Annotated in this window: 14 protein-coding genes; 10 read left to right on the top strand and 4 right to left on the bottom strand. The window is 72.3% G+C overall.

All coding sequences use genetic code 11. From position 1 onward, the window contains the following. The first annotated feature begins 238 nt into the window (after positions 1 to 238). From MSA03_RS08645 to MSA03_RS08635, 3 genes are all read left to right on the top strand, one after another. Positions 239 to 1,285, top strand: a complete 1,047-nt coding sequence (locus MSA03_RS08645; RefSeq protein ID WP_028496029.1) for an aldo/keto reductase — start codon at positions 239 to 241, stop codon at positions 1,283 to 1,285. Positions 1,286 to 1,368: 83 nt separating this feature from the next. Continuing rightward, entirely contained in the window at positions 1,369 to 1,968 is a 600-nt protein-coding gene (locus MSA03_RS08640; RefSeq protein ID WP_028496028.1) for a histidine phosphatase family protein, read from the top strand. Between the two features lie 47 nt (positions 1,969 to 2,015). Then, a complete protein-coding gene (locus tag MSA03_RS08635; RefSeq protein WP_147050501.1) occupies positions 2,016 to 2,867 on the top strand; it encodes an aminoglycoside phosphotransferase family protein in 852 nt (283 codons plus the stop codon). Positions 2,868 to 3,532: 665 nt separating this feature from the next. Here MSA03_RS08635 and MSA03_RS08630 read toward each other — a convergent pair. After that, the gene (locus tag MSA03_RS08630; protein ID WP_147050499.1) at positions 3,533 to 4,000 is read right to left on the bottom strand and encodes a GNAT family N-acetyltransferase; all 468 of its coding nucleotides are present in this window, start codon (positions 3,998 to 4,000) and stop codon (positions 3,533 to 3,535) included. 32 nt (positions 4,001 to 4,032) lie between these two features. On the opposite strand from MSA03_RS08630, the gene MSA03_RS08625 reads away from it, so the two are divergent. Both MSA03_RS08625 and MSA03_RS08620 read left to right on the top strand, forming a co-directional pair. Beyond that, positions 4,033 to 4,848 (top strand): 4-hydroxy-tetrahydrodipicolinate reductase, encoded by an 816-nt coding sequence (locus MSA03_RS08625; protein ID WP_147050497.1) that lies wholly within the window; start codon positions 4,033 to 4,035, stop codon positions 4,846 to 4,848. Continuing rightward, positions 4,845 to 5,294 (top strand): hypothetical protein, encoded by a 450-nt coding sequence (locus MSA03_RS08620; protein ID WP_028496024.1) that lies wholly within the window; start codon positions 4,845 to 4,847, stop codon positions 5,292 to 5,294. The genes MSA03_RS08625 and MSA03_RS08620 overlap by 4 nt, the downstream gene beginning before the upstream one ends. Here the strand turns inward: MSA03_RS08620 and MSA03_RS08615 are convergent, their stop codons facing one another. From MSA03_RS08615 to MSA03_RS08605, 3 genes are all read right to left on the bottom strand, one after another. Beyond that, positions 5,295 to 6,200, bottom strand: coding sequence for a TIGR01777 family oxidoreductase (locus tag MSA03_RS08615; RefSeq protein WP_028496023.1), 906 nt, complete (start codon positions 6,198 to 6,200; stop codon positions 5,295 to 5,297). Beyond that, the gene (locus MSA03_RS08610) at positions 6,193 to 6,618 is read right to left on the bottom strand and encodes an OsmC family peroxiredoxin (protein WP_028496022.1); all 426 of its coding nucleotides are present in this window, start codon (positions 6,616 to 6,618) and stop codon (positions 6,193 to 6,195) included. Before MSA03_RS08610 ends, MSA03_RS08615 begins: the two co-directional genes overlap by 8 nt. Positions 6,619 to 6,702: 84 nt before the next feature. Further along, positions 6,703 to 7,140 carry a TlpA family protein disulfide reductase gene (locus MSA03_RS08605; protein ID WP_147050495.1) on the bottom strand — a complete coding sequence of 146 codons (438 nt, stop codon included), beginning with the start codon at positions 7,138 to 7,140 and terminating at the stop codon, positions 6,703 to 6,705. A gap of 105 nt (positions 7,141 to 7,245) precedes the next feature. Here MSA03_RS08605 and MSA03_RS08600 point away from each other — a divergent pair, with 105 nt between their 5' ends. The 5 genes from MSA03_RS08600 to dapA all read left to right on the top strand — a co-directional run bounded on the left by MSA03_RS08600 (position 7,246) and on the right by dapA (position 11,775). Continuing rightward, on the top strand, positions 7,246 to 8,064 hold the full coding sequence (locus MSA03_RS08600) for a thymidylate synthase (RefSeq protein WP_028496020.1): 819 nt from the start codon (positions 7,246 to 7,248) through the stop codon (positions 8,062 to 8,064). After that, positions 8,061 to 8,564: a dihydrofolate reductase gene (locus MSA03_RS08595; protein ID WP_028496019.1), complete on the top strand. Its 504-nt coding sequence runs from the start codon at positions 8,061 to 8,063 to the stop codon at positions 8,562 to 8,564. The genes MSA03_RS08600 and MSA03_RS08595 overlap by 4 nt, the downstream gene beginning before the upstream one ends. A 9-nt stretch (positions 8,565 to 8,573) precedes the next feature. Continuing rightward, positions 8,574 to 9,338 (top strand): SDR family NAD(P)-dependent oxidoreductase, encoded by a 765-nt coding sequence (locus MSA03_RS08590; protein ID WP_147050493.1) that lies wholly within the window; start codon positions 8,574 to 8,576, stop codon positions 9,336 to 9,338. A 303-nt stretch (positions 9,339 to 9,641) separates the two neighbouring features. Further along, positions 9,642 to 10,463: a type IV toxin-antitoxin system AbiEi family antitoxin domain-containing protein gene (locus MSA03_RS08585; RefSeq protein ID WP_170245477.1), complete on the top strand. Its 822-nt coding sequence runs from the start codon at positions 9,642 to 9,644 to the stop codon at positions 10,461 to 10,463. A 334-nt stretch (positions 10,464 to 10,797) separates the two neighbouring features. Beyond that, positions 10,798 to 11,775, top strand: a complete 978-nt coding sequence (dapA, locus tag MSA03_RS08580; RefSeq protein ID WP_028496016.1) for a 4-hydroxy-tetrahydrodipicolinate synthase — start codon at positions 10,798 to 10,800, stop codon at positions 11,773 to 11,775. Positions 11,776 to 11,802: the final 27 nt, after the last annotated feature.

The following is an 11,802-nucleotide window of genomic DNA, read 5'->3' as shown; positions in this document are numbered from 1 at the left end:
TGCCCGTCCCTCCCGTTTCGGAGGGGCGGGCATCCGTTTTTCTCGTCCTCACGGACGCGTCGGATGACGGGGGAGCGGCATGGGCACGCTCCCACCCGAAACCGTTACCGAATGTTTACCGTTCGTCGGCCGCAGCGGCGGGAAGTGTCGGAGGCCTGGCCTACCCTCGGAGGTACCGCACGGGGGTGGGTGATCAACACGGAGCTGCCACCAGAGGACTCGTGAGGGGGTGCACCGTATGGGTATGTTCGGGATCGGATCTCCGATCACCACGGCCCGCGCCGACGAGCCCCAGGGCACCGGGACGGGCACGGCCGCGCACCCCTCGTCGCCGATTCCGGTGCAGGGTCCGCCGCTCGGCCAGGCCGTCCGCACGACGCTGGGGGAGACCGGCCTGAGCGTGTTCCCGCTCATCATGGGCGGCGGAGAGTTCGGCTGGCACGTCGACCCGGCCGCATCCCACGCCATCCTCGACGCGTACCGCGAGCGCGGCGGCAACGCCGTCCACACGTCGGACAGCTACTCCGCCGGCCGCAGCGCGCACATCATCGGCCAGTGGATGCACGCGCGCGGCATCCGCGACGAGATCGTCGTGGGCGTCCGGGTGGGGTCGAGTCCCGAGCATCCGGGCCTCGGCGCCGTCAACCTCGTCCGTGCGGTGGAAGGGGCGCTGACGCGGCTCCGCACCGACCGCATCGACGTGCTCTACCTCGACGCGACAGCCGACAGCACGACATCTCTCGAGGACTCCTTGGCGACGGCGGAATGGCTCGTCGGGGCCGGGAAGGTCCGCGCGCTCGGGTCGTTCGGGCACACGGCGGCGCAGCTCGTCGAAGCGCGGATCCTCTCCTCCGCCGGGTACCCGCGGATGACGGTGCTCGATGTGCCGTACAACGTGCTGCACCGGCAGGACTTCGAGGGCGATCGGCGCCTCGTCGCGGGGGCGCAGGGCATCTCGTTCACGCCGTCGCAGGCGCTCGAGCACGGCTTCCTGGCCGGAGCGGTCCGGTCGCGTTCGCTCGTCGCGCAGTCCGTCCGCGGCGTCCAGCTGGCGTCGAACATGAACCGGCGCGGCACGCGCACGCTCCGCGCCCTCGACAAGGTCGGAGCCGAGCTGTCGATCCCCACGGCCGCCGTCGCGATCGCGTGGCTCGTCGCGCAGCGGGCTGTGGCGGCGCCGATCGTGAACGCCTTCGCCGTCTCGCACGTCGAGGAGATCATGCAGGGCATCGGTGCCCGGCTCAGTCGCGCCCAGCTGGCCGACATCGCCCGCGCGGCGGCCTGACGGGCGGCGCGTCGGCGGGCTGACATAGGGTGGAAGAGCCCTGCCCTCCGCAGGTCCCCCCCCCCGACGAAGTGAGCATGACCGTGTCGCAGTATCTGTATCTCGTGCGGCACGGCGAGCACGTCGGCGCCGAGCACGGGCTGGCGGACGGCCCCCTCTCGCCGCGCGGGCGCCGTCAGGCGCAGCTGATCGCCGACCGGCTCTCCGGTGTGCCGCTGACGGCCGTCTGGCACTCGCCGCTCGAGCGCGCCGCGGAGACGGCACGGGCCGTGGCCGACCGCCTGCCGGCGGTGTCGCCCGAGGCCTCGCCGCTGCTGTTCGACTGCGTGCCGACCGGCATGACCCCGGAGACCCCGAGCGTCTACGAGGCCTTCTTCGGCGGTATCACGGAGGCCGAGATCGAGGCGGGGTCCGCCCAGATGTCCGACGCCGTCGACGAGTTCCTCGTCCGCAAGCCCGACGCGCACGAACTCCTCATCACGCACAACTTCGTCATCTCGTGGTTCGTCCGCGAAGTGCTCGAGGCCCCCGCCTGGCGCTGGCTGACGCTCAGCCAGGCGCACTGCGGCCTCACCGTCCTCGTGCAGCGCACGGGACGGCCATGGACGCTCGTGACCCACAACGACCTCGCCCACCTCCCGATGGAGCTGCGCACCGGCGTGCCCGAGCACCCGTTCGTCTGACCCGTTCCCGCCCGGAGCGCTCCCGGGCGCGTCGTTAGGATCGTCGGATGCGTCACCCGCCCGCGGACATCGACATCACGGTCGCCGACGTCGACCGGCTGCTGGCGGACCAGCATCCTTCGCTGCGCGGTCCGCTGCATCGCGTCGCGCACGGCTGGGACAACGATGTCTTCCGGCTCGGCGACGACCTCGCCGTGCGGCTGCCGCGCCGCGAGACCGCCGCGCACCTCATCGCGCACGAGCAGCGGTGGCTGCCCGCGCTCGCGCGCCGAGTGCCGGTGCCGATCCCGGTGCCGGTGGCCGTCGGCGAACCCGACGAGCTGTACCCCTGGCGCTGGAGCGTCGTCCCGTGGTTCGCGGGACGCCGCGCCCTCGACCTCGCGCCGCACGAGCGCGACGCCTTCGCGGGCGAACTCGGCGGCGTGCTGCGCGCGCTGCACACGGCGGCGCCCGTGGAGGCACCGCGCAATCCGTACCGCGGCGTGCCGATGGCAGAGCGCGACCACACGGTCCGCGAGCGCCTGACCGCCCTGCCCGAGCTGCTGAGGGTGTGGGACGCGGGGCTCGCCGCTCCCGGCTGGGACGGGCCGCCGCTCTGGCTGCACGGCGACCTGCACCCCGGGAACCTCGTCGTCGACGGCGGCCGTCTCGCCGCGCTGATCGACTTCGGCGACCTGTGCGCCGGCGACCCGGCATCCGATCTGTCGGTGGCGTGGCTCGCGTTCACGCCGGCCGGTCAGGCCGCGTTCCGCGGCGCGCTGGCAGGCCGCTACGACGACGCCGACTGGACACGCGCGCGCGGCTGGGCCGCGGCGCTCGCCCCGATCTTCCTCGGCGCGGAGGATGACGGCATGCGCGCCGCGGGCGAGCACGTCCTCGCTCAGCTCACGCGGGAGTGATCTGCAGGCGCTTCCCGTACCAGCGCGTCGCGTTCGGGTTGTCGTCGTCCGAAGTCTGCAACGACCTGCGTCGTTCGGAGCGCACGCTCGCGACCTGGGCTGAGGACACTGGCGAGCGGGCTGGCGTTTCGTCGTGCGATGAGCGAAGATGACCGGATGGAGTCCCGTGCGATAGGGGAGCGCGGCAGACCACTGGAGGCGGCGCGTGGCTCGGAGCAGATCAGCGTTTGGTGTCGCCGTCGTGTTGGTCTGCGCGGTCTCAGTGCTAGCGGCTTGCTCTGAATCGCAGCAGTCCGACGAGGCAAGCGCAGAATCTACCGGCGATGTCCCGGGTGTGCAGGCAAGTAATCCACCGCCCGCGGATTTTGCTACCTACCCCGTCCGTCCAGGTGATGCGCACTTCGCCTCAGCTCGGATCGGTGAGATCTCCTTTGCGGACGGTTGCGTGCAGTTCACGAACGGAACGGTGGTCGTATTCCCTGACGGTTTCGCGTCCTGGGTCGATGACGCGCTCGTATTCGAGGGGGAGTCGTTTCGAGACGGCGACGAAGTGACACTCGGCGGCGGCCCCGGTTCCGGTGGCCCAGCAATGGACGCTTTCGTGCCGGACGGTTGCGATGCGGAGAGCTACTGGATGGTCAGTCCACCTGCGTGAGCCGACGAGGCTATAACTTCTTACGTAACCACATAGTCGCGTTCGGGTTGTCGTTGTAGGGCTCGATCGCGGTGAAGCCGCTGCGGGCGTACAGGCCGCCGGCCGCCTCCAGCGTGTGATGCGTGTCGAGCACGAGCTCCGCGGCATCCCAGTCGCGAGCGCGCGACTCGAGCTCCTCCAGGAGCAGGCGGCCCCAGCCGCGTCCGCGCGTCGCGGGGCGGAGGTACAGGTGCTTCACCTCGTACCGGATGCCGTCCGGCCCGTCCGCGATCCGCCGGATGCCGCCGCATCCGACGTCCTCGCCCTCGTCGTCGGCGACGACGAGGAAGATGCCCGCCGGCGGCTCGAACGCCGCCGGTTCCGGGAAGACCGGGGTGTACACCCGGTCGGGGAACGTCTCGCCGCGCATGTGGAAGTACTCGCCGAGAAGGGCGTGAGCGCGGGGATCGTCGGTGCGTGTCGGGCTCAGGCTGACCATGCCTTCGAGCGTATCCCCGTAGGCTTGAGCCCATGACGACGACGCGGGTTGCCCTGGTGGGAGGCACCGGAAAGCTCGGCGGCATCATCGCCGCAGTGATCGACGCCGCCGACGACTTCGAGACGGTCGCGGTGCTCGGATCGGGCAGCGACATGAGCGAGATCGACGGGGCCGACCTGGTCGTGGACGCGTCGACGCCCGCCGTGTCGATCGACGTCGTCCGCGCCGCGATCGACCGCGGCATCAACGTGCTCGTCGGCACCTCCGGATGGTCGGCGGAGCGCATCGCACTCGTCCGGCCGCTCGTCGAGGCCGCCGGAACCGGCGTCGTCTTCATCCCGAACTTCTCCATCGGCTCCGTCGTCGGCAGCGCCCTCGCCGCCGCAGCGGCGCCGTTCTTCCCCTCCATCGAGATCGTGGAGACCCACCGCGAGACGAAGATCGACTCGCCGAGCGGCACCGCCGTGCGCACGGCCGAGCTCATCGCCGCCGCGCGCCGCGAGGTCGGGCCCGTCGAGTCGCCGCACGTCGACCAGCGCGCACGCGGCCAGCAGGTCGCCTCCGTTCCGGTGCACTCGCTCCGCCGGCCCGGGGTCGTCGCACGACAGGAGACGATCCTCTCCGGGCCCGGCGAGTCGCTCACGATCGTGCACGACACGATCGACCCGTCCGCCGCGTACGCGCCCGGCATCCGTGCCGCACTGTACGCCGCCCGCGACGCGCGGGGTGTGACCGTGGGGCTCGACAGCATCATCGAGATCGGCATCCGGACGCCGGCGACCCCCGCCGAGCGCCCCGTCGCCGAGGCGGGGGTCCCCGGCCAGGTCGCCCGCACCACCGGCGCATGAGCGCGCGCATCGGCGTCGCCGTCATGGCGGTGCTCCTGGCCCTCTACATCCTGCTCGTCGGCCAGCGCGCCGTCCTGCTGCTCATGACGGGCGAACCCATCGGCGTCGCGATGGGCGTCGCCCTCGTCGTGCTGCCGGTCATCGGGGCGTGGGGGCTGTGGCGTGAGCTGAGCTTCGGGCTCCGGGCCGAGCGGCTCGGCAAGCGGCTCGAGGGGGAGGGTGGCCTGCCGGCCGACGAGGTCGACGTCCGCGCGAGCGGACGCCCCATCCGCGAGCAGGCCGACGCGCTCTTCCCCGCCTACCGCGCCGAGGTCGAGGCGCACCCCGACGACTGGCGCGCCTGGTACCGGCTCGGCCTCGCGTACGACGGTGCCGGCGACCGCACCCGTGCCCGGCAGGCGGTGCGCAAGGCCATCACCCTGGAGGCCGACGCGCGACGGGGCTGATCAGGCCGGCACGGCCGCGGCGACGGCATCCTCCACGGTCGGGTGCGTGAACGTGAACCCGGATGCCGTCAGCGCCCCGGGCACGACATGCATGTCGCTCGTGAGCAGCGCCTCCACGGCATCCGACCCGAGGACCAGACGCATGGCCCACACCGGCGCGCGCAGCGCGTACGGGCGGTTCATGCGACGCGCGAGCGCGAACCCGAGGTCGTTGGCGGTCGCCCGCTCGGGACCGCTGAGATTGACGGGGCCCGTGAGCCCCGCGTCGATGACGTGCCGGATCGCGCGCACCTCATCCTCGAGCGAGATCCACGGCCACACCTGCGTCCCGCGCCCGATCGGGCCGGAGACCCCGAAGCGGGTGAGGAGGAGCAGAGGCTTCAGGACGCCCTGGGGGTGCACGATCGGCGCGGTGCGCAGCAGCGCGACGCGGGCGTCGTCGCCGGCCGACAGCGCCGCGGCCTCCCACTCGCCGCACAGATCGGCGAGGAACGTCTCGCCGCGCGGCGCCGTCTCGGGCAGCAGCATCCCCGGGACCGACGGGTAGTAGCCGACGGCGGAGGACGACACGAACGCGGGGGCGTCGGCGCCGAGGGAGCGGATGGCGCGTGCGAGGGCCTGCGTCGGAGTGATGCGCGACCAGACGAGCTCGTGCTTGTAGCGGGCGGTCCACGGGAAGCGTCCGATGCTCGCGCCGTTGAGGTTGACGACCGCCGTCGCCCCCTCGAGGACCCGCGGGTCGAGCTCGGCGCCATCCGGATCCCACTGCACCTCGTCAGCGCTCGTCGGGGGCCGTCGCACGAGCCGCGTCACCGCGATGCCGTCACGGGTGAGCGCGTCGGTGAGCGCCCGGCCGATGAGGCCGGAGGAGCCTGAGACGACGACGCGCGCGGGGGAGTCAGGCAAGCGTCGCCTCGAGGGTGATCTCGATGCCGCTCAGCGCGGCGGACACCGGACAGCCGGCCTTCGCCTCCTCGGCGAGGCGGGCGAAGTCCTCCGCGGACAGACCCGGGACGACCGCGTTGACGTTGAGGTGCGAGCCGCTGATCCCGGTGCCGGGGATGAAGGTCACCGACGCGGTCGTCTCGATGCTCTCCGGCGGGGTGCCGTTCTGCGCGAGGGCGTGGGAGAGCGCCATGCTGAAGCACGAGGAGTGCGCGGCCGCGATGAGCTCCTCCGGCGTCGTCACCGAGGTCGAGCCTTCGCTGCGCGCCTTCCAGTTCACCGCGAAGGGCCCCTGGTTCGAGCTCTCCAGAGCCACCTCGCCGGATCCGTCGGCCAGGCCGCCCTTCCAGGTCGTGCTCGCTTCGCTCGTAACGCTCATGCTGATCCTCCTCGACGCGGCGCGGCCGTGTGCCACCCGTGGGTCGAGCCTAGACTCAGCGCCGGTCGGAGGAAACGATGCCCGTCAGACGCGGGCGGTGGATGCCGTGACGCGCGCCAGCTCGAGCTCGATGACGTCCCGGCTGGGCGTCCCGCCGAAGCGGGTCTGCACGGCCCCGTCATGGTCGAGGATGAGCGTCGTCGGGGTCTGGAGCACGTGGAAGTGCTTGGCGATGTCGGGGCGGTGCGTGAGGTCGACGTCGTAGTGCACGACACCGGCGCTCGTCTCCGCGATCGCCGCGAGGGTGCGGTGGACGCCGGGGCACCGGCTGCACATCTCGCTGCTGAACTGCAGGAGCGTGGCGACCTCGCCGAGCTCGTCGGCGCCGAACCGGCGCGGATCGACGACCTCGTCCGGGTCCACACGCCGCGGCCGGCCCTGCTGCCAGCGGAGGTAGACGCCCACGCCGACCGTCGCCGCGAGCAGCGCGGCGAGGATCAAGACGGCGTTCAGGAGGTCCACAGCGGACCACCCTAGTGCCCGGCGCTGTGCTCCGGGCGCACATGACGGCCGGAACAAAGCCGCGTCACGGGCCGCGCGGGGTGGCCGGTCGGTAGTCTGGCTGTCGTGACCGATGCACCCGCGCCCGTCCCCACCCCGTACGAGGATCTGCTCCGGGAGGTGCTGGCGGACGGCGTCCACAAGGACGATCGCACCGGCACGGGAACGACCAGCGTCTTCGGTCGTCAGATCCGCTTCGACCTGTCGCAGGGCTTCCCGCTCATCACGACCAAGCGCGTGCACTTCAAGTCGATCGCCTACGAGCTGCTGTGGTTCCTCCGCGGCGAGTCCAACGTGCGCTGGCTGCAGGAGAACGGCGTGACGATCTGGGACGAGTGGGCCGACGCGTCCGGCGAGCTCGGTCCGGTCTACGGCGTGCAATGGCGGTCCTGGCCCACGCCCGACGGCGGTCAGATCGATCAGATCGCGCAGGTCATCGAGCAGATCAAGACCAACCCCGACTCGCGCCGTCTCATCGTGTCGGCGTGGAACCCCGCCGACATCCCGCACATGGCGCTCGCGCCCTGCCACGCGCTGTTCCAGTTCTACGTCGCCGACGGCCGGCTGTCGTGCCAGCTCTACCAGCGCAGCGCCGACATGTTCCTCGGGGTCCCGTTCAACGTCGCCTCGTACGCGCTGCTGACGATGATGATCGCGCAGCAGGCGGGGCTCGAGCCCGGCGATTTCGTGTGGACCGGCGGAGACTGCCACGTCTACGACAACCACGTCGCCCAGGTCGAGGAGCAGCTGAGCCGGGACCCGTACCCGTACCCGACGCTGCGCTTCGCGCGGAAGCCGGAGTCGATCCTGGACTACCGGTACGAGGACTTCGTCGTCGAGGACTACCGGCACCACCCGGCGATCCGGGGTGCGGTGGCGGTGTGACCGCGCGGATCGGCCTCGTCTGGGCGGAGGCCGCCGGGGGAGTGATCGGTGCGGACGGCGGGATGCCGTGGCACGTGCCGGAGGATCTCGCGCACTTCAAGGAGGTCACGCTCGGCGCTCCCGTCATCATGGGCCGGCGCACGTGGGAGTCCTTCCCCGAGCGGTTCCGGCCGCTGCCGGGGCGGCGCAACATCGTGATCACACGCAGCGGCGGGTGGGATGCCGACGGCGCCGAGCGCGCGGGGTCGCTGGATGACGCGCTGGCCCTCGCGGGCGACGCCGACGTCGTGTGGGTGATCGGCGGCGGGGGGATCTTCCGTGAGGCGATCGGCCGCGCCGACGTCCTCGAGGTCACGGAGCTCGACCTGCGGGTCGACGGCGACACGTACGCGCCCGACCGGTCGGGGTGGGTGACGGCCGGTGTCGAACCGGCGGACGGGTGGCACACGTCGCGCGACGGCATCCGGTACCGCTTCCTCACCCTCGTTCCGGCGACGTAGTCTGCACGGATGGCGAAGACGGCACTCATCACCGGAGCGAGCTCCGGGCTCGGCAGCGAGTTCGCGCGGCAGCTGGCCGCACGGGGAGCGGGCCTCGTGCTCGTCGCCCGCGACGCGGCGAAGCTCGATGCGCTCGCGGGGGCGCTGAACGCCGAATTCGGCGTCGCCTGCGAGGCGCTCGCCGCCGACCTCACGACCGCGGACGGACTCGCCGCCGTCGAGGCGCGGCTCGGGGATGCCGGCCGGCCCGTCGAGATCCTCGTCAACAACGCCGGGTTCGGGCTCGACCTGAGGTTCGAGCGCAACGCGCTCGCCGACGAGGACCGGCACCTCGACCTGCACGTCCGCGCCACGATGCATCTGACGCACGCCGCCCTGCCCGGGATGCTGGAGCGGCGCTCCGGGCGCATCATCAACGTCGCGTCGGTGGCCGCGTTCCTGCCGCGGGGGACGTACGGGGCCGTGAAGGCCTGGGTCGTCGCCTTCAGCCGCTGGGCGAACGCGACGTACGCGCCGCGCGGCGTCGCGGTCACGGCCCTGTGCCCCGGCTTCACGCACACGAACTTCCACGAGCGGATGGGCCTGGCGCCCGGCCGGGAGGGCGTGCCCGGTCCGTTGTGGCTCGACGCGGAGTTCGTCGTCGCGGAGGGTCTGCGCGATGCCGCGCGAGGCAAGGCCGTGTCGATCCCGTCGCTGCGCTACAAGCTCCTCGTCGGCGCGCTGCGTCTCGTCCCGCCCGGGCTCGCCGCCCGCCTGGCCCGCACCGGCCGCTGACCCCGTCGGGGCGGTGCAAACCGCCCTGACCGCGGTCGGGGCGGTGCAAACCGCAGGACCGCGGTCGGGGTCCCGTGCAAACCGCAGGACCGACCGTGACGCCTGTGGCGCATGTCGCCTCGGCCGTCCCATCAGCCCCACCCGCTCCTGCGCTTTCGTCGCGGCGGGCCGCGCCGGCCCGGCTGGTCGGGCGGGCACGTCGGTCGCCGCTGCCTCCTGCACAGGAACCCTCGATGCCCTGACATCGCACGGGATGCGCCGGCGCCACCGCGGATCGATCGGGGTGTCGCCAGGGTGGGCGGGGTGAGCGGACGCGTGATGGAGGCCCTCGAGGCTCGGGGCGGCGTCGCGCCGGCGCGGGAGATCCTCGGCCAGGGCGTGACGCGCGCCGCCCTCGCCCGAGCGGCGCGGGACGGCCTGGTGGTCCGGGTGCGCCATGGCGTGTATGCGCTCGGTCGGACCTCTCCCGCCGTCGTGGCTGCCGCCGCGCACGGCGGCGCGGTCGCCTGCGTCACGGCGCTCGCCCTCTGGGGCGTCTGGGTGCTCGCCGACCCCGGGCTGCACGTCTGGCTCGGCGACAAAGGGCGCGCCCATGCGCACCCCGGCTGTCGCTGCACCGACCATCACGGCGCCGGTCGGGCGGCGTTCGGCGTGGTGCCAATCGCCGACGCGCTCGTGCAGGCCGCGCGATGCCTCAGCCGCGAGGCCTTCTTCGCCGCCTACGAGTCGGCATGGCGGCTCGGCCTCATCGGCGCCGCGGACCGGATCACCATCCGCTCGGCGCTCCCGTCGCGGCTCCGCCGCGTCCTCGACATCGCCCGGGGCGACGCGGAGTCCGGGCTGGAATCGCTCCTCCGCCTACGGCTCGCAGATCGCGGCATCCGGCTGGACTGCCAGGTGCCGGTCATCGGTGTGGGCGGCGTCGACTTCGTGCTGGCGGGACGCATCATCCTCGAGGTCGACGGTCGTGAGAACCACGATGGCCCGTCGATGCGCCACAAGGACCTCGTGCGCGACGCCGCCGCGGCGGCCGCAGGCTACGAGAAACTCCGCTTCGACTACGCGCTCGTGGTCTACAGCTGGCCGCTCGTCGAGGCCGCGATCCTCCGGCGCCTCGGCCGCTGAGTCATCCGCAGGAGCCCCTGTGGCTGGCGGGGCGCGTGAGTTCCATGCGCCCCGGCGCACAGCCCGCCGCGCCCACCGTCCCGTCCCGCCCCGCCCTCATGGCGTCGAGCCCCGCCGCCGCGTCGACCGAGCAATCCGCAGGATCACCTGTGACTGGTGGGGCCCGTGAGCCGCATGCGCCCCACCAGTCACACCCGGTCCTGCAGTTCGCCTCGTTGCGGGCCCGGACCAGCGCCCACCAGCGCCCACCGTCGCCCACCGCACCGCCGGACCGCATGACGCCGAGCGACACCGCCGCCGCATCGACCCCGACCCGAACCGATACCCTGGGGGGATGACGCACACGGGCAACCCCTTCGGACAGGTACTCGTCGCGCTCGTCACCCCGATGACGGCCGACGGCGAAGTCGACTGGCCTGCCGTCGAGAAGCACATCGACGACGTCATCAACGCCGGCGCCGACGGCATCGTCGTCACCGGCACCACGGGTGAGACGAGCACGCTGACCGACCCGGAGAAGCTCAAGCTCGTCGAGGTCGGCAAGGACGTCGCCGCGGGCCGCGCCAAGATCATCACGGGCGGCGGCTCCAATGAGACCGCGCACGCCATCGAGCTGTACAAGGCCAGCGAGAAGGCCGGCGCCGACGGCATCATGATCGTCACGCCGTACTACAACAAGCCCACGCAGGCCGGCATCCTCACGCACTTCCGGCTCGTCGCCGACGCGACCGATCTGCCCGTCATCCTGTACGACATCCCGGGGCGGACGGGCGTGCCGATCAAGTACGAGACGATCCTCCGGCTCGCCAAGCACCCCAACATCCTCGCCATCAAGGACGCCAAGGGCGACTTCAGCGAGGTCAGCCGCGTGCTGAACCAGACCGACCTCATGTACTTCTCCGGCGACGACGCGAACGTGCTCCCGCACCTCGCGATCGGCGCGGCGGGCCTCATCGGCGTGACGGCGAACGTCGCCGCCGCCCCGTACCGCGTGATCGTGGATGCCGTGAACCGCGGCGATCTGAAGGCGGCCACCGCCGCGCACCAGCAGCTCGAGCCGCTCGTCCGCGCCGTGATGACGCACGTCCCCGGCACCGTCAGCGCGAAGTACATCCTGCACGGCCTCGGCCGCATCTCCAGCCCGCGCGTGCGCCTGCCGCTCGTCGGGCCGGAGGAGTGGGAGGCCGCGGCCATCGAGGACGAGCTCGCGCTCGTCACCGGCGTCGACGGCGCCGACTTCTCCAACTTCCGCCCCGACCGCAACGCGGCCGCCGGCGGCGCACTGCCCAAGGTGCACGGCACCACACGCTGAGCCCGGCGCTCACACCCACAACCGAAC

The organism is Microbacterium saccharophilum (assembly GCF_007992455.1).
GTDB lineage: Bacteria > Actinomycetota > Actinomycetes > Actinomycetales > Microbacteriaceae > Microbacterium > Microbacterium saccharophilum.
The sequence above is the reverse complement of the archived record's forward strand: the minus strand, read 5'-3'. Positions and strand labels throughout refer to the sequence as shown.

What these genes read in the sequence shown, in the direction of transcription:
- MSA03_RS08630 (WP_147050499.1), bottom strand. Translation starts at nt 4,000, where the DNA reads ATGGTCAGCCTGAGCCCGACACGCACCGACGATCCCCGCGCTCACGCC.
- MSA03_RS08625 (WP_147050497.1), top strand. Translation starts at nt 4,033, where the DNA reads ATGACGACGACGCGGGTTGCCCTGGTGGGAGGCACCGGAAAGCTCGGC.
- dapA (WP_028496016.1), top strand. Translation starts at nt 10,798, where the DNA reads ATGACGCACACGGGCAACCCCTTCGGACAGGTACTCGTCGCGCTCGTC.
- MSA03_RS08620 (WP_028496024.1), top strand. Translation starts at nt 4,845, where the DNA reads ATGAGCGCGCGCATCGGCGTCGCCGTCATGGCGGTGCTCCTGGCCCTC.
- MSA03_RS08635 (WP_147050501.1), top strand. Translation starts at nt 2,016, where the DNA reads ATGCGTCACCCGCCCGCGGACATCGACATCACGGTCGCCGACGTCGAC.
- MSA03_RS08645 (WP_028496029.1), top strand. Translation starts at nt 239, where the DNA reads ATGGGTATGTTCGGGATCGGATCTCCGATCACCACGGCCCGCGCCGAC.
- MSA03_RS08590 (WP_147050493.1), top strand. Translation starts at nt 8,574, where the DNA reads ATGGCGAAGACGGCACTCATCACCGGAGCGAGCTCCGGGCTCGGCAGC.
- MSA03_RS08610 (WP_028496022.1), bottom strand. Translation starts at nt 6,618, where the DNA reads ATGAGCGTTACGAGCGAAGCGAGCACGACCTGGAAGGGCGGCCTGGCC.